This is a genomic window from Streptomyces sp. NPDC002867, from assembly GCF_053591895.1.
On sequence record NZ_JBSFUR010000038.1, the window covers coordinates 21,340 to 38,222 of the forward strand.

Sequence of the window (16,883 nt, forward strand, 5' to 3'; positions counted from 1 at the left end):
GGCTACCCGGGTCGCTCGCGGGTATGCGTAGGAAATGGCCGACCGATACGTGACCGTTGCCCTGGACCGGCGCGGAGTGCGGTGCACCGCCCGGCTCCTGACCGACAAGGCTCCGCTGACCTGCGCGGCGGTGTGGGACGCGCTTCCGCTGTCCGCGGACGTGTACCACGCGAAGTATGCGCGCAATGAGATCTATGCCCTTTTCCCAGCCTTCGCGCCCCAGGAACCGCCGCTGGAGAACCCGACGGTGACTCCGATCCCCGGCGACCTGTGCTACTTCACCTTCACCGACGTGCAACTGGGCACATCGTCGTACGGCTACGAGAGCCGCGCCGCCCCCGTGACGGTGGACCTCGCCCTGTTCTACGAGCGCAACAACCTGCTGCTGAACGGGGACACGGGGTGGGTGCCGGGGATCGTGTGGGGCACGGTGGTGGAGGGCCTGGAGGAGATGGCCTCGGCCTGCCAGGACCTCTGGCGCACGGGCGCGTCGGGGGAGACGCTGAGCTTCCGGCGCGCCTGACGCCCGGGGGCGCTGCCCCTACCCCAGCGCCCCCGGCCCCGGGACCCCTGCCGCGCCCGACTCGTACAACGCGTGGGCCACCCGCAGCACCAGGCCGTCCGCGTACCGCGGTCCCACCAGCTGCGCGCCGATCGGCAGCCCCTCCGCGTCCAGCCCGCACGGCACCGTCGCCGCGGGCTGCTGCGTCATGTTGAACGGGTACGTGAAGGGCGTCCACCCCGTCCACCGCCGGTGGCCCGACCCCGGCGGGACCTCCACGCCGGCCTCGAACGCCGTCAGCGGCAGCGTCGGCGTGACCAGCAGGTCGTACGCCGTGTGGAACCGCGCCATCCGCCGGCCCAGCTCCGCCCGGACGTCCACCGCCGCCAGGTACTCCAGCGCGCTGCGCCGCGCGCCGATGTCGCAGATCTCCCGCAGGCCCGGGTCCAGCTGCTCCCGCTGCCGCGGGCCGAGGTGCTGCACCAGCCGGGCCGCGCCGGTGAACCACAGGGTGTGGAACGCCTCGACCGGGTCCGTGATGTCCGGATCGGTCTCCTCGACGTACGCGCCGAGACCGGCCAGCGCCGCGACCGTCCGCCGCACCGCCGACGCGACCGCGGGGCGGACCGCGACCTGGCCGCCGAGCGTGGGGGAGTACGCGATCCGCAGGCCCTTCACCCCCTCGCCGAGCCCGTGCCGCACCTCGCGTGCCGGCCCCAGATGGGACCAGTCCCGCCAGTCCTCGCCGCTCATCACGTCGAGCATGAGCGCCGCGTCCGCCGCGTCCCTGGTCATCGGCCCGATATGGGACAGGCTGCCGAAGGGGCTCGACGGATACAGCGGCACGCGCCCGTACGTCGGCTTCAGCCCGAAGATCCCGCAGAAGGACGCCGGGATGCGGACCGACCCGCCCCCGTCCGTGCCGACCGACAGCGGGCCCGCGCCGAGCGCCACCGCCGCCGCGCCGCCGCCGCTGGAGCCGCCCGCGGTGCGCGAGGGGTCGTACGGGTTGCGCGTCACGCCGTGCCGCGGCGAGTCCGTGACCCCCTTCCAGCCGAACTCGGGCGTCGTCGTCCTCGCGAGGAACACCGCGCCGTGCTCCCGCAGCCGTGCGACCGACGGGGCGTCCTCGTCCCAGGCCCGGTCCGCGCGCACGGTCAGGGAACCGCGCAGCGTGGGCACACCGCGCTGGAGGACGAGGTCCTTCACGGTGACGGGCACCCCGTCGAGCAGCCCCTGCGGCTCTCCCCGGCGCCAGCGTTCCGCCGACGCCTCGGCCGCGGCGAGTGCCGCGTCGGCGTCGGTCCGTACGAAGGCGTTGACCAGCGGCTGCACGCTCTCGACGCGTTCCAGCGCCGCGCGGGTCGCGTCGACGGGGGAGAAGTCGCCCTGTGCGTAGCCGGCCAGCAGTTGACGAGCGGTGAGGTCAGTCAGGCGAGTGGTCATGCATGGGGACGTACCCACGTTTCTTGTCGACCACGTTCGGCAGGGGCTCTCCGGCCGCCCACAGCTCGTACATCCCGACGAACTGCTCGCTCAGCCGGTCCCGCCAGCCGATCGTGTCACCGCTCATGTGCGGGGAGACGATCAGCCCCGGAGTGTCCCACACCGGGCTGTCCGGCGCGAGCGGCTCCGACTCGAAGACGTCGAGGGCCGCGCCCGCGATCCAGCGCTTGTGCAGGGCGTCGAGGAGGTCGGCCTCGACGACGAGCGGTCCCCGGCCGACATTGACGAAGCGGGTCGAGGGCTGCATCAGGCCGAAGCGGCGCGCGTCGAACATCCCCGCGGTCGCCTGGGTGAGCGGCGCCGCGCAGACCACCCAGTCGGCTCGGGCGAGCAGCGGGTCGAGGTCCTGCTCGCCGTGGATGCCGGGGCGGGCCTGACGGCCCACGACAGCCGTGGTGGCGCCGAGGGCCCGCAGGGCGCCGGCGACCGCCCGCCCGATGGGCCCGGCGCCCACCACCACGGCGCGACTGCCCGCGACCGCGAGGCCCTCCCGGTGCCGCCACTCGTGGCGGCGCTGGAGCTCCAGCGTCACCGGCAGGTCCTTCGCCATGGCCAGGACGAGCGCCGCCACGTACTCGGCAATAGGCTGCTCGAAGATGCCGCGCGCATTGGTCACCACGGTGTCGGACACGGCAAGTTCCGGACAAAGGACGCGGTCGACGCCGGCGCTCGGGGTGTGCACCCACCGGGGCCGGTGACCTTCGCCGGGCCAGGCCCGACGGACCGCGTCGGAGGCGAAGTCCCACACCAACAGGACGTCCGCATCGGGGAGTCGGTCCGCGAGCGTCTCCTCGCCGGCGTACTCCACCCGCACCTTGCCGGTCAGGCGGCCGAGGCGCGGCGGGGGGTCCGCGTTCAGCACGAGCAGAGTGGGTTCGGCCATCGGTCGGAGACCACCTCGTCACGTCGTAGATGTACGGATTGACCCACGCTCGCACCGGAACCTACCTTCGTCAACAAGACGCCAAGGGGGCTGAGCGCATGGATGTCGTCTCCTTTCTCGCCGGGCCGCAACCGCAGCACGGCATTGGTGTGGTGGCACCCTTCGACTTCGCTCTGGACCGGGAGCTGTGGCGCTGGGTCCCCGACGACGTCTCGCTGCGTCTGACGCGCACCCCCTTCGTGCCTGTCGGGGTCTCCCTGGACCTGGCGCGGCTGGTGAGCGAGCACGAGACGCTGCGGGACGCGGTGCGGGCGCTGGGCGCCTCCGAGCCGGAGGTCGTCGCCTACGCGTGCGCATCGGGCAGTTTTGTCGGCGGCCTCGCCGGGGAACGCGCTCTGTGCGAGGTGATGCGCACGGCCGGCGACGTGCCGGCCCTGACGACGTCCGGCGCGCTCCTCGACGCGCTCGGCGAGCTGGGGGCCCGGCGGATCGCGCTGCTGACGCCCTACACGGAATCGGTCACCCGGTCATTGGAGGACTATCTGGCGGAAGCGGGAGTGACGGTGGTGGGCCGGGCCTTCCTCGGGCTGACCCGGCACATCTGGAAAGTGCCGTACCGCGCGGTGGTCGACATGGCACGGGAGGTGTCGGTGGAGGGCGCCGACGCGCTGTTCATCAGCTGCACGAACCTGCCGACGTACGACGTGATCCCGCAACTGGAGGCCGAGCTGAGGATGCCGGTGGTCTCCGCCAACCAGGTCACGATGTGGTCGGCCCTGCGCGCCGTCGGCGCCTCGGCGGTCGGCCCCTATCAGGCTCTGCTGATGGACGCCACGGCGGCGACGGCGGAGCCGGAAGGACAGGAGGGCGTGACATGACGACGGTGGGCCTGCTCTACCCCGGGCATGCGGCCGAGGACGACTACCCCCGTATCGAGACGCTGCTGACCGGTGTCAACCTGCCGGTCGTCCACACCGACATCGGCGAGGACGCGCACCGCGAGGACGCTCTGCGCGAGATGGGCTCGGCCGAGCGGCTGGCGGCCGGCGTGGAGGAGCTGAGGCTGTCGGGCGCCGAGTCGGTGGTGTGGGCATGCACCAGCGGTTCGTTCGTGTACGGGTGGGAGGGGGCCCATGAGCAGACCCGGGCCCTGGCGCTGGCGGCCGGGCTCCCGGCCTCCAGCACGTCGTTCGCGTTCGCCCACGCCGCACGGGAGGTCGGGGCCACGCGGGTGGCGATCGCCGCGACGTATCCCCAGGACGTGACGGACCTGTTCGCCCGCTTCCTCGAGGCGGCCGGGCTCGAGGTGGTGGCCGCGCGGGCGAGCGGGATCGTGACGGCGGCCGAGGTGTCGACCTGGGGGCGCGAGCAGGTGCTGGAGCTGCTGCGGAAGGGGGACGACCCGAGGGCCGATGCCGTCCTGCTGCCGGACACCGCCCTGCACACGGTGGCGCACCTGCCGGAGCTGGAGGAGGTGACAGGCAGGCCCGTGCTCACGGCGAACCAGGTGACGGTGTGGGAGGGGCTGCGGCTGGCGGAGCGCAGGGGCGCCTGGTCGGACGAGCTGGGCAGGCTGTTCGCCCGCAAGGACTGACCGCCCGGTTCGCGGGTCTGCCGGGAATAAAGCGGAGATGGCCTCCTGTTGTGGGTCGGGATACGTACGACTCATCCAGGAGGGCCCCACCCGTGAACGCAGTGGACGAGATCCGAGGCACGGCGGCCGGCACCGCCCCCGTCCCCCTGTCCGTGCTCGACCTGGTCACGGTCGGCAGCGGCCGCACGGCCTCCGACGCGCTGCGCACCAGTGTGGCCATCGCCCGCCTCGCCGAGAGCCGGGGCTACCACCGGCACTGGGTCGCCGAGCACCACTCCATGCCCGGCGTCGCCTCGTCCTCCCCGGCCGTGATCCTCGCCCACCTCGCCGCCCACACCGAGCGCATCCGCCTCGGCTCCGGCGGCGTGATGCTGCCCAACCACGCCCCGCTGGTCATCGCCGAGCAGTTCGGCACCCTGGAGGCGCTGGCGCCGGGCCGCGTCGACCTCGGCCTCGGCCGCGCGCCGGGCACGGACGGCGCCACGGCAGCGGCCCTGCGCCGTTCCGACACCCTCCACGAGGGCGCCGACGACTTCCCGCAGCAGCTCGCCGAGCTGATCCGGTTCCTCGACGACGACTTCCCGGACGGGCACCCGTACGCGCGCATCCACGCCGTGCCCGGACCGGTGCAGGCCACCGCGCCCGGCGGCGTCCAGTCCCCGGCCCGCCCGCCTGTCTGGCTGCTGGGCTCCTCCGGGTTCAGTGCCCGGCTCGCCGGGGCGCTCGGGCTGCCGTTCGCCTTCGCCCACCACTTCTCCGCGCAGAACACACTCCCCGCCCTGGAGCTGTACCGGGAGAGCTTCCGGCCCTCGGCCGTGCTGGATGCCCCGTACGCCCTGATCGGCGTCTCGGCCCTCGCGGCGGACGACGAGCGGGAGGCCCGTCGCCAGGTGCTGACCGGAGCGCTGTCGATGGTGCGGCTGCGCACCGGCCGGCCCGGGCTGATCCCGACGCCGAAGGAGGCGGAGGAGTACGCGTTCAGCCCGATGGAGCGGGAGTTCGTCGACAGCTGGCTGGCAAACATCGTCCACGGGACGCCGGACGCGGTGCGGGCGGGGCTGGACGACCTCCAGAAGCGCACCGGTGCGGACGAGCTGATGATCACGGCCAACGCGCACGGCGGTGATGTGCGCCTGCGCAGCTACGAGTTGATCGCGGACGCGTACGGTCTGCCCGCCTGAGTGGTTCGCCGGTGAACCTCTCGCGCGTGGCTCATTAAGGAGGACTTAAACCGCTCGTCACCCCGTGTGGCGAGCGGTTTTTCGCAACAGGCGCAGGTCTCGGGCGAGGGATTTCGGGCCGAAATTGGTCTAGTCCTCATTTGGTGCAGACCATTGACGCGGGCTTCCGGGGACCGTTATCACTGCTCCAACTCCCGTACCACGCACCCCCCTCGGAGGTCGCACGTGCACGTCCGCAAGCCCTTGCTCGCCGCGCTCACCGGTGTGGCGCTCGCCGCCGGCGCGCTGACCGCCGTCGGCGGCCCCGACACCGCCCAGGCGGCCGACGCCGCGCCCGCCGCGTCCGCCGGCGGCGTCAAGATCGCGTACTACGACCAGTGGAGCGTGTACGGCAACGCCTTCTACCCCAAGCACCTGGACACCCGGGGCATCGCGGGCGAACTCGACGTCCTGAACTACTCGTTCGGCAACATCCACCCCACCGACCTCACCTGCTTCATGGCGAACAAGGCGGCGGGCGACGACGCCAATCCCAACGCCGGTGACGGCGCGGGCGATTCGTACGCCGACTACCAGCGCAGCTTCAGCGCGGCCGACAGTGTCGACGGCGTCGCGGACACGTGGGACCAGCCGATCGTGGGCGTCTTCCACCAGTTCAAGGAGCTGAAGGCGAAGTACCCGAAGCTGAAGATCAATATCTCGCTGGGCGGCTGGACCTACTCCAAGTACTTCCACGACGCGGCGAAGACGGACGCGAGCCGCAAGAAGCTGGTGTCCTCCTGCATCAAGCAGTACATCGCCGGCGACCTGCCGGTCGAGGGCGGCTACGGCGGTCCCGGCACCGCCGCGGGCATCTTCGACGGCATCGACATCGACTGGGAGTACCCGGGCTCGCCCGACGGCCACCTCGGCAACCACTACGGCCCCGAGGACAAGCAGAACTTCACGCTGCTGCTGGCCGAGTTCCGCAAGCAGCTCGACGCGTACGGCGCGGCGCACGGCGGCAAGCAGTACCTGCTGACCGCGGCGCTCCCGGCGGGCCAGGACAAGATCAAGCACATCGAGACCGACAAGATCGGTGCGTACCTCGACTACGCGAACATCATGACGTACGACATGCACGGCGCCTGGGACGGCGACGGGCCCGCCTACCACCAGTCACCGCTGTACTCCCCGGCGTCGGACCCGACCGACCCGATCAAGCCGGGCACCCAGAAGTACTCGATCGCGGGCGCCATCGACGCCTGGATCGACGGCAACGCGGCGTACGGCATCACCGGCGGCTTCCCCGCGGGCAAGCTGACGCTCGGATACGAGTTCTACTACTGCGGCTGGAAGGGCGTCCCGGCCGGCACGAAGAACGGTCTCGGCGGCAGCGCGACCGGCGCCTCCGCCGCCCGTCCCGTCAGCCAGCAGGCCGGAATCGCGCACTACAAGGAGCTCGGCGGCATCGTCGACAACCCGGCGACCACCTTCTGGGACGACGAGGCGAAGGCGGCGTACTTCTACAAGGACGGCGAGTTCTTCACCGGACTGGACCGGCGGGCGATCCAGGCACGGGCCGACTACGCCCACAGCCGGGGCCTGGCGGGCGCGATGATGTACTCGCTGCTCGGACTGGACGCGAACGCCACGCTGTTCAAGGACATCGTCGCGGCGGTCGGCTCCTCCCCGACGGGCCCGACCCCGACCCCGACTCCCACCCCCACGCCGACGGACCCGACGCCGACGGACCCGACGCCGACGGACCCGACGCCTTCCCCGTCGGAACCGGGCCTCGGCTGCACGGCCCCGGCCTGGTCCGCGACCGAGACGTACACCGGCACCACGGAGGTCTCCCACGAGGGGCACACGTGGCGGGCGAAGTGGTGGACGAAGGGCGAGGAGCCGGGCACGACGGGCGAATGGGGGGTCTGGCAGGACCTGGGCGCCTGCTGACGGACGAGGGCGGGGTGGTTCCCCACCCCACCCCGCCCTCTCCCCTGCGGCCTGTCGGCCGTGGGGGACCCCCCTTTCCGCAGCCGGGGCCGCTGCCGGGGGCCCGTCCCGGCGCGTACCGCGCGCCGCGCGGTGTCCCGTTCCGGTTCCGCCCCGGGGCCGTGGTCCTGCGCCCTTGCGGGCGCGGGCTGCGGGGTTCGGCCCCGGTCTCCGTTCGAGGCTCCGCCCGGCCCCTTCCTGCGCCTGCGCGCGTGCGGGGAACCCAGCACCTCGATCACCGGCCCGTTCGGGGACTCCGCCTGGCTTCGCCGGCGGGGACCACACCCACGGCCGCCAGGCCGTAGGCGAGCTCGAGGACACCGCGCGAAGCGCGGTACGAGTCCGGGGCTTGCCCCGGTTTCGGGGTGGGGTATCGCCCACGGCGGCCAGGCCTTCGGGGGAGGGCGGGGAGGGGAACGGCCCCGCGCGGCGGCCCCGCCACCCGGCGGCGTCCCCTCAGCCCGACGCCCCCGCAGGCTCCGCGCGCGTACCCGTGCCGAGCATCTCCGCGATCCGCTCCGGCGCCACCGCCCGCGAGTACAGCCAGCCCTGCCCCGTGTCGCAGCCGATGCGCCGCAGCCGGGACGCCTGTCCCGAGGTCTCCACGCACTCGGCGGTGACCGTGAGCCCCAGCCGGTGGGCCAGTTCGACCAGCGCCTCGACGATCGTCTCGTCCGCCGGGTTCGCGTGGGCCTCGTCCTGGAACCCACGGACGAACGTTCCGTCGAGCTTCAGTGCGGACACCGGAAGCCGGCTCAGGTACGCGAGGTTCGAGTAGCCGGTCCCGAAGTCGTCGATCGCGATCTGCACGCCCATCTCGCTGAGCGCCTTCAGCGCCTGGAGCGGCCGGCCCGCCGAGCCCATCACCGCCGACTCGGTGAGCTCCAGCTGGAGCAGATGCGGCGGCAGTCCCGTCTCGGCCAGGATCTCCGCGACATCCGCCACCAGGTCGGAGTCCCACACCTGCCGTACGGCGACGTTGACGCTCACGAACAGCGGTTCCACGCCGGGGTGGTCGAGCTGCCAGCGGCGCGCCTGGCGGCACGCGGTGCGCAGCACCCACCGCCCGAGCTGCACGATCGAGCCGTCCTCCTCGGCGATGGCGACGAACCGATTCGGCGTCAGCGTGCCGAACTGCGGGTGGTTCCAGCGCACCAGCGCCTCCACTCCGCGCGTCACCCCGTCCGCGAGTCCCACCAGCGGCTGGTACTCCAGCGCGAACTCGCCGCGTTCCACGGCCGGGCGGAGCGTGGAGGAGAGCGCCTGGCGCGTCATCCGGTGCGCGTTGCGCTCGGGGTCGAAGAGGGTCCAGCGGGCCCGGCCGTCCTCCTTGGCCCAGTACAGCGTCGTGTCCGCGGCCTGCATCAGCCCGGTGGCGCTCGTGCCGGTCACCGCGCGCTCCACGACACCGATGGAGGCCGACACCGACAGACGCCGGCCGGCCAGGTCGAACGGTTGCTGGAGCGCCGCCAGTACGGCCCGTGCGAGATCGGCGAGCTGCTCGGTGCCCGTGGAGTCCTCGACCAGGATGGCGAACTCGTCCCCGCCGAGCCGGGCGACGAGGTGGCCGCAGCCGCGCGCCCCGCTGTTGTCGGCGCACTCGGTCAGGCGGTCGGCCACGGCGGCCAGGAGCCGGTCGCCGACCCGGTGCCCGAGCGTGTCGTTGACGGCCTTGAACCCGTCGAGGTCCAGGTAGCACAGCCCGATCCGGCCGGTGGAACCGTGGTCGTACGGTGAGGACTCCAGCGCGGCGGTGAGCCGTTCGAAGAACAGCGTCCGGTTGGGCAGCCGGGTCACGGGGTCGTGCAGCTGCAGATGGCGCAGCCGTGCGTGCAGCTCGCGCCGGTCGCTGATGTCGGCGACGGACAGCAGCACGTCGCCTGTTCCGGACACGGGGGCGACGGTGACCTCGGCCCAAAGCGCCCGCCCATCAGGATGCTTGAGCCGCCGGGTGCAGCGGAACCGCGAGCGCCGGCCGCGCAGCACCTCGCGGTAGGCGTGCCAGGTGCGGGCGTCGGAGGCGAGGTCGATGAGGTCGGCGGCGCACTGGTCGCGCAGTTCGGCGGGACGGGTGCCGAAGAGGGCCGCGAACGCCTCGTTGGCGCCGACGACGAGTCCTTCGTGGTCGACGACGGTCATGGCGAGCTGTGCGGCGTTGAAGGCGGCACGGTAGTCGCACAGCTCGGCGGAGCTCCGGCCCACACCGTTACGCTCGGTGACGGACTCTCGGACGTTTCCGGGGACTGCGACGCCCGCGGGCCCTTGTCCCTCGGAGGTTCCGCTCACCGCTCACTCCCGCATGCAGTGTGTCGTACAGGGTCGTGCAAATGTGGTCGGGGGCTGGCCGCCCGAGACATTCACCGAAGAAATCCCGCAAGGACTCGGGGAAAGTGTGCCGATCATAGAGGCTGGCGCGGCGGCCGTTCCAGCGTCACCGACCCGGCGCGGGCCCCCGCACACCACGGCCGATCGTTTCTGCGCGGGTGGCGACCGGTGTCGGAACCAACCTGACCGGATGTGACGTTCCGTGAACCTTCGGAGTGTCGCCGCATCTCGGGTCGGCATCGGGCCGGTGTCAGGTCGGTCACCCGAGTGGGGCACCGGAACAGGGCAAACATCCGTAAAACATCACAAGGTGGGTGAGGCATCCAGCATTCCCGAGCCGGAGGTCTACGTGGAGGGTCAGCAGTCGCCCGAGGGAACACCCGTGAGAGTGGAAGGGGCGCGCCTGCGCAGTGTTGCCGCGGCGCTCACCTCTCTCGTGGCGTTCACGGCAACGTCCCTCGTGACCGGGCCCGCCGTGGCCGTCTCCTCCGCCGGTCCCTGCGCCCTGCCCCGCACGCAGGCCCACCACTCCCTCGGCCTCGACTCCTGGAACTCCGCCTATCCGCAACCCGTCGACCGGCTCGACGCCGTCATGATCTTCCTGTCGTTCCCGGACTCCGTCCCGCTGAACAGACCGCAGGAGCTCGCCGCCGACCACTTCCCCGCCACGAGCGACTTCTTCCGGCGCGCCTCGTACGGCAAGTTTCTGCTGCGCGCGCACCCGCAGAAGGAGTGGGTGCGCATGCCGAAGGCGTCCGTCGTCTACGACATAAGGCGTGACTGGGACCCCGAGCGGCGCGCCACCTACCTCCAGGACGCGATCGACGCGGCCGACGACGACGTCGACTTCTCGCGCTACGACGTGGTCTACCTGGTCGCGGACCCGGACGCCCCCGGGGTCGACTCCGACGCCACCAAGGTCGTCAACTTCGACCGGCCGCTGTCCGCGGACGGCGCCGAGATCCGGCGGGTCGTCACCGTCTTCGAACGCCACCCCCCGGACCGCAACGTCCTGGCCCACGAGACCGGGCACGTCTTCGACCTGCCCGACCTCTATCACCGGCCCGAGGACGGCGGCTACGGCGACTGGGACACCCACGTCGGCGACTGGGACGTCATGGGCAGCCAGTTCGGCCTCGCGCCCGACCTGTTCGGCTGGCACAAGTGGAAGCTCGGCTGGCTCGGCCGGGCGGAGGTCCGGTGCGTGAACGGCGCGGACGAGGCGCCCGCCTCGGCCGGCCCGCCGGGCGGCGCGGAGATCGTCACCCTGGAACCGCTCGCCGCCGCGCCCGTGCACGGCGGCAGCGTCGGTACGCGGCTCGCGGTGGTGCGCACCGGGCACAACAGCGTGCTCGCGATCGAGGCGCGCAGCGCCACGGGCAACGACGAGTTCACCTGCACCGAGGGGGTGCTCCTCTACCGGGTCCGGGGGGAGGCCGCGTCCGGGGACGGGCCGATCGAGGTGGTGGACACGCACCCGGAGACCGAGGCGTGCGGCGACGAGTCGGTCTACCCGCCGCTGGCGGACGCACCGCTGCAGGTGGGCGAGACGTTCACGGTGCCCGGTCCGCCGGGCGGGCGGGCCCGGGTGGAGGTGGCGGACCGTACGGCCACCGGAGCGTGGACGGTCAAGATCACGACCGCGTGAGGGCGCGTGCGGGCGGTCTGCGCGGACGGATACGAAAAGGCCCCTCGCTCTCGCGAGGGGCCTTTTCCGTCTGTGCGCCGCCAGGGACTCGAACCCCGGACCCGCTGATTAAGAGTCAGCTGCTCTAACCAACTGAGCTAGCGGCGCCTGCTGACGTCGTAGACCTTAGCATCCTGGTCGGCGGGAGGAAAAATCGATATGCGGACCCCCTGCCGCGCCCCGTCGCGAGCGGCCCGGACACAGGCCCAGAGCAGCACCTCGGGCCCCGGCAGCCAGGGGCGACGTGTGTCGGGGGCCACAAGCCAGCGCGGCGCCGAGGGGGCGCCGGAGGGCGTCAGGGCCGGGACGGTCACGGCGTCGCCGATGCCGTGGCAGATGAGCGGCGGGACGGCCTCGCCCCACTCCTCCCAGTCGAGCAGCGACGGCAGGCGCTGGGCTGTGCCGGGGGCGGCGAAGAGCATCATGCGCCCCCGGTGCATGGCGACGGGCCCGGAGCCGGGACCCTCGTCCCACAGCCGGCCGAGCATCCGGCGTCCGAAGACGGTGGGCACGTTCACGACGTCGAAGACGGTGCCGCAGGGGAGGACGGCGGGGGCGGTGGGCCGGTCCTCCCACTGCGCCAGCGCCGAGCGGGGATGCGCCTGGGCGGAGGCGAGCCACCCGTCGCCGGGCGGGGTGACCTCGGCGACGTGATCGCGGCTCTCCTCGCGCAGGAGGGCGAAGATGTCCGTGGTGTGCTCTCGGTCTCGCGGCCATGCGCTCATGGGGACAAGGTCTACCGGCAGTAACGTTCCGGTTTCCCAGGGTTGACGAAATCGGGGACAGGGTGGGGCGGAGGGGAGTATCTTGCGCCTGGCCGCGTGTGGCTGGCATATGCGGGGCCATGGCGCACGCGGGCGTGCGGGCGCGGACCGGGGGCCTTTCCCCCGCCCCGCCCCTTCCCGGAACCGGGGCTTCGCCCTGGACCCGTGCGGGCCAAGGGAACGTGGGGGCTGATGCCCCTACGCCCCTACGCGGCGGCTTCTTCGCCGTGGGATGGCGGCACGTCCTCCGGGCGGCGGCTTTGCCCCGCGGGATGGTCGTATGCGGCGCGCGTGCTTGGCCTGGCCGGTGGCTTTCCCCCCGCCCCGCCCCTTCCCGGAACCGGGGCTTCGCCCCGGACCCCCGTTGCGGGGCAAGGGATCGTCGGGGCTGACGCCCCTGCGCCCGTCAGCGGCAGCTTCGCGCCGTGGGATGGCGGCACGCCCTCGGGCGGCGGCTTTGCCTCGTGGGATGGTCGTACGCGGCGCGCGGGCTTGGCCGGTGGCTTCCCCCTCCCCGCCCCTTCCCGGAACCGGGGCTTCGCCCTGGACCCGTGCGGGCCAAGGGAACGTGGGGGCTGACACCTCCCCTACGCCCCTACGCGGCGGGATGGCGGCACGCCCTGAGAGCGGTAGCTCCGCGCTGCGGGCATGATCGCGCCCGGCGCGCGGCGTCGCCCCCTTTCGCGGGGGAGCTTCCGCGCCTCGGAATGGTCGGGCGCGGCGTGCGGGCGGGCCTGGCCCGGGCTTTCGGCTACCCTGCCCCTTCCGAAAACGGGGGCTTCGCCCTCGGCCCTGTGCGGGCCAGAGGACTGTCGGGGCTGACGCCCCTGCCCCCGTTAGCGGCAGCTGCGCGCCGTGGGATGGCGGCACGCCCTCGGGGCGGCGGCTTCGCGCCCCGGATGGCCGCATCCCCATACGCGGCAGCTTCGCGTCGCGGGCATGGGGGCCCGCTGGAGGCGGCAGCTTCGTGCTGCTGGCGCGGGCACGCGCCCACGTGGCGGCTCCCCGTCGCGGCATGGTGGGCCGGCCCCACCATTTCCACGGGATCGGGGCGTGGCACCCCGGGGCGCGGGGACACGCGAGCGTCAGCGAGCCCCGCGGAGGAGGTCGCGGCCGAAGTCGATCATTTTCTGCGCGTAGTCCTCCGTCCAGCCCGCCCGTTCCCCGATCTCCGTCGGCGTCAGCCGGTCGAAGCGGCGCGGGTCCGCCAGCTGGGCCGCGGCCATCGCCTGGAACTCCATGGCGCGGTCCGTCGCCGCCCGGAAGGCCAGTGTGAGCTCCGTCGCGCGGGACAGCAGCTCCTGGGGGTCCTCCAGGGACTCCAGGTCGAAGAAGTGCTCGGGGTCGGCGGCAGCCTCCGAGGGCTCGAAGAGCAGCGGGGCCGGCCGCATCCTGCGCTCGGTCGTCCGCTCCGGTTCTGCCATGTCCGTTCTCCTCCTCGCACCACGGCCCGGGCCCCGGGCCGTCATCCATTGTCCCGCTCGCCGCAAGAGGGCCTCACGGCCGCCAGCTCACCCGGTGCTCGGCCAGGTGCGCCAGCACCGCGTGGTTCGCCTCCCAGCCGTCCGGGAACTTCACGGTCACGCCGAGCTGCACCGGCTCCGTCGAGGGGTGCTCGTCCAGCAGATCGCCCACACCCGCGCGGCACACCACGATGCACGCGTGCCGGTGGCGCGAGGCGAGGACGCACAGGCGGCCCGTCTCCAGATGGAACGCCGTCGCGTCCGGGCGGCCCGACAGCGGGTGCAGCACGACGGTCACGTCGTACTCGCGGCCCTGCAACCGGTTCGCCGTGTCGACCGTGACGCCCGAGACCCCCAGGTCCGCCAGCGCCACGCGGACCGCCGCCGCCTGGTCGCGGTGGGCGGTGCCGACCGCGATCCGGTCGGCGGTCAGGGGCACGGGCTCGGCGGAGACCTCGGAGACCGCCGCCCCGCCCCGGTCCAGCAGCCGCCGCACCACCAGCGCGACCGCCCCGACCGCCTCCGGGTCCGTACGGGGCGTGCGGCGCGCGGGCAGCTCCAGCAGGCCCCAGCCGGACTCGGCCGCCTCGTCCAGCACCCGGTCCGGGCCCGAGCCGTCGGAGGGGACGCCGAAGGCGAGCCGCCGGTCGCCCGCGCCGGTGCCGCTGCGGAAGGGCGTGAACGGGTAGAAGGCGTCGGACACCAGCGGCGCCGCCGAGGCCGGCAGCCGCCACGAGACGGGCAGCCGGTGCTGCGGCAGGTCCGGGTTGTGGGCGAGGAGCGTGGAGACCGCACTCGCCGACGGGTCGTACGAGAGCCCCGCCCACTGCTCGGAGCCGACGATCGAGAACGGGTCGAGCTGGCCGGGATCGCCGACGAACAGCGCACGCTCGAACAGTCCGGCGACGGCGAGCAGCGCGTCCGAGCGCATCTGGTAGGCCTCGTCGACGATCGCGTGCCGCCACGGCTCGACGTTCTGCACGTGCGCCCACTTCGCCGCCGTCGAGATGACGACGTCCAGGCCGGCGAGATCGGCGGCCTTCGCCGACGTACGGACGTTGTCCAGGGCGTCGAGCGCCTTGTCGTACGGGTCGGAGTCGTTGGAGTGGAGGCGGCCGACGGGCAGCTCCGGCTCCTTGTCGGCGAGACGGAGCACCAGGTCGTCCACCTGCGCGTTGGTCTGCGCGACGACCATCAACGGGCGCCCGGCCCCGGCCAGTTCGAGCGCGGCCCGCACCACGAGCGTCGACTTGCCCGCGCCGGGCGGGGAGTCGACGACGACGCCCCGGGCGTCCCCGTGGAGGGTGTCGTGCAGGATGCCGGCGGTGGCGCGCGCGGCCTCCGCCGAGGGGTCGAACGTCACGGGAGACGTCACAGGAGATCCTCCGGGGTGACGAGGTCGGGGCTCTCGGCGGTGTCGGAGCGCGGAGGTCCGCCGTGTGTCCACGGCGTCTCCTCCGGGTCGGGCAGCTTCGGGCCGCCCCGCTGGTCGTGCTCGAACAGGGTCCAGTCGATCAGGTCGCCCTTGGCCGGCACCGACCCCTCGGCGGGCTCCTTCGCACGGCCCATGCGGTCGGTGACGCGCAGCACGAGGACGCCGTCCCCCTCGTACCGCACGAACTCGGCGGTCTGCGGCTTGCCTTCGAGCGAGCGGTACACCTTCGCCCGCTCGCCGAGGTGCGGGCGGTCGTCCGTGCGCACGGTGACCAGCGGGCGCGGGCTCGGGCGCTTCGACTCGGACCAGGCCATCTCCACGTCGAGCACCTCGGCGGTGAACGCCTGGCCCGCGAGCCGGTGACCGGCCAGCACCAGCGGATCGTCCAGCGCCTCGTGCGCGTCCAGCTGGGCCTGCGCGCTCTCCCGCGCGGCGAGCTTGTGCGCGGCGGTCACCGCGTCGTCGCGCCTGGGCTGCGGCGGCTCCCCGGCCCGCACCCGGTCGCGATGCGCGGTGAACGACCAGCGGTCGCGGGTCCAGCGGTCTGCCACCCGGGCGCCCTCGGGCAGTGCGCGCATCAGCTCCACCGTCCGCCACACCGCCTCCCAGGTGGGCCGCAACTGGCTCGCGATCAGGCGGCGGATCTCCCGCTCCGCGTCGTGCAGTTCGCCCAGGCGCTCGTCCGCGCTCGCCCCGTCCTCCGCGGCCGCCAGCAGCTGACGCGCCCGGTCGAACCGCTCCGTCGCGGGCGCCAGCAGCCGGTTGTCGAACGCCGGGTCGGTCGCGGGACCGGCCGGCGGGCACAGCAACTGCCCGTCCCGGCCGCGGGCCAGCTCCGCCCGCAGCGCGGCCTCGGCCCCCGACTCGCCCTCGCCCGCGTCGATCCACGCGAGCACGGCGCCCAGGTGCTGGTCCTCCAACGAGGACTGGCCCGTCGCCCAGTGCCGGTTGAGCAGGTCGGTCGCCGCCAGCAGCAGCGAGGAGCCGGGCACACGGGCCCGCTCCCCGTAGTGCGTGAGCCAGCGGCCCAGCAGCGGGACGCGCGGCGGCGCGGGGTAGGGGGTGTCGGGGTCCTGCTCGGCCGTGCGCCGGAAGCGCATCGAGCGGCCCAGGATCCGCACGTACTCGACGCCCGCGCGGCTCGGCACGATCAACTGCGGGGCGTCAGCGCACAGTTCCACCTCGACGGTGACCTTCTTGCCGGTCTCCGCGTCGGTCTCCTTGCGTTCGACGTGCTCGACGTCGTCGCCGAACCCGTCCATGTACGGAAGGACGGCGTCGGCCAGCTCCGCGAGGAAGGCCGACCGCAGGTCGCGGTCGCGCGGCTGGGCCACGACCAGCAGCCGCGGCCGGCCGGGGTCCGTGCCGACCAGTGCCCCGAGCGGGGCGCCGGCCTCGCCCGCGGTCGTGAGCGGGACGAACACCAGGGGCCGCTGCGACAGATGGCGGTGGCGGACCGTCGCGAGGGGCTGGGCCCGCCCGGACTCGACGGCCTCCAGCCGCGCGAGGGTCGAGATCAGCGACATTCGACGCCCTCCTCGGCCAGGGCCCCGCGCGGCGCGACCG

Annotated in this window: 13 protein-coding genes and 1 tRNA gene; 6 read left to right on the top strand and 8 right to left on the bottom strand. The window is 73.2% G+C overall.

Going from position 1 to position 16,883, the window contains the following annotated elements; genetic code table 11:
* Positions 1-34 precede the first annotated feature (34 nt).
* A complete protein-coding gene (locus ACWD0A_RS27060; protein WP_451302188.1) occupies positions 35-523 on the top strand; it encodes a DUF3830 family protein in 489 nt (162 codons plus the stop codon).
* 18 nt (positions 524-541) lie between these two features.
* On the opposite strand, the gene ACWD0A_RS27065 is transcribed toward ACWD0A_RS27060, so the two are convergent.
* On the bottom strand, positions 542-1,948 hold the full coding sequence (locus ACWD0A_RS27065; RefSeq protein ID WP_451302190.1) for an amidase: 1,407 nt from the start codon (positions 1,946-1,948) through the stop codon (positions 542-544).
* Positions 1,929-2,891, bottom strand: coding sequence for a D-2-hydroxyacid dehydrogenase (locus tag ACWD0A_RS27070; protein WP_451302192.1), 963 nt, complete (start codon positions 2,889-2,891; stop codon positions 1,929-1,931). Before ACWD0A_RS27070 ends, ACWD0A_RS27065 begins: the two co-directional genes overlap by 20 nt.
* A gap of 98 nt (positions 2,892-2,989) precedes the next feature.
* On the opposite strand from ACWD0A_RS27070, the gene ACWD0A_RS27075 reads away from it, so the two are divergent.
* The 4 genes from ACWD0A_RS27075 (at position 2,990) to ACWD0A_RS27090 (ending at position 7,604) form a co-directional block, all read left to right on the top strand.
* Positions 2,990-3,769, top strand: a complete 780-nt coding sequence (locus ACWD0A_RS27075; protein WP_451302194.1) for a maleate cis-trans isomerase family protein — start codon at positions 2,990-2,992, stop codon at positions 3,767-3,769.
* On the top strand, positions 3,766-4,485 hold the full coding sequence (locus ACWD0A_RS27080) for a maleate cis-trans isomerase family protein (protein WP_177153758.1): 720 nt from the start codon (positions 3,766-3,768) through the stop codon (positions 4,483-4,485). The genes ACWD0A_RS27075 and ACWD0A_RS27080 overlap by 4 nt, the downstream gene beginning before the upstream one ends.
* 92 nt (positions 4,486-4,577) lie before the next feature.
* Positions 4,578-5,666: an LLM class flavin-dependent oxidoreductase gene (locus ACWD0A_RS27085; RefSeq protein ID WP_177153759.1), complete on the top strand. Its 1,089-nt coding sequence runs from the start codon at positions 4,578-4,580 to the stop codon at positions 5,664-5,666.
* Between the two features lie 225 nt (positions 5,667-5,891).
* The gene (locus tag ACWD0A_RS27090) at positions 5,892-7,604 is read left to right on the top strand and encodes a glycosyl hydrolase family 18 protein (protein ID WP_451302197.1); all 1,713 of its coding nucleotides are present in this window, start codon (positions 5,892-5,894) and stop codon (positions 7,602-7,604) included.
* A gap of 495 nt (positions 7,605-8,099) precedes the next feature.
* Here the strand turns inward: ACWD0A_RS27090 and ACWD0A_RS27095 are convergent, their stop codons facing one another.
* A complete protein-coding gene (locus ACWD0A_RS27095) occupies positions 8,100-9,929 on the bottom strand; it encodes a putative bifunctional diguanylate cyclase/phosphodiesterase (protein WP_451302199.1) in 1,830 nt (609 codons plus the stop codon).
* A gap of 388 nt (positions 9,930-10,317) precedes the next feature.
* On the opposite strand from ACWD0A_RS27095, the gene ACWD0A_RS27100 reads away from it, so the two are divergent.
* Positions 10,318-11,616: a M6 family metalloprotease domain-containing protein gene (locus ACWD0A_RS27100; RefSeq protein ID WP_451302241.1), complete on the top strand. Its 1,299-nt coding sequence runs from the start codon at positions 10,318-10,320 to the stop codon at positions 11,614-11,616.
* A 73-nt stretch (positions 11,617-11,689) separates the two neighbouring features.
* On the opposite strand, the gene ACWD0A_RS27105 is transcribed toward ACWD0A_RS27100, so the two are convergent.
* The 5 genes from ACWD0A_RS27105 to ACWD0A_RS27125 form a co-directional block, all read right to left on the bottom strand.
* Positions 11,690-11,763, bottom strand: a tRNA-Lys gene (locus tag ACWD0A_RS27105).
* Positions 11,754-12,380, bottom strand: coding sequence for a bifunctional DNA primase/polymerase (locus tag ACWD0A_RS27110; RefSeq protein ID WP_451302201.1), 627 nt, complete (start codon positions 12,378-12,380; stop codon positions 11,754-11,756). Before ACWD0A_RS27110 ends, ACWD0A_RS27105 begins: the two co-directional genes overlap by 10 nt.
* Before the next feature lie 1,124 nt (positions 12,381-13,504).
* Complete coding sequence (locus tag ACWD0A_RS27115; RefSeq protein WP_451302203.1) at positions 13,505-13,843, bottom strand: hypothetical protein; 339 nt, start codon at positions 13,841-13,843, stop codon at positions 13,505-13,507.
* 73 nt (positions 13,844-13,916) lie between these two features.
* Positions 13,917-15,257 (bottom strand): AAA domain-containing protein, encoded by a 1,341-nt coding sequence (locus ACWD0A_RS27120; RefSeq protein ID WP_451302205.1) that lies wholly within the window; start codon positions 15,255-15,257, stop codon positions 13,917-13,919.
* Complete coding sequence (locus ACWD0A_RS27125; protein ID WP_451302207.1) at positions 15,254-16,843, bottom strand: hypothetical protein; 1,590 nt, start codon at positions 16,841-16,843, stop codon at positions 15,254-15,256. Before ACWD0A_RS27125 ends, ACWD0A_RS27120 begins: the two co-directional genes overlap by 4 nt.
* Positions 16,844-16,883: the final 40 nt, after the last annotated feature.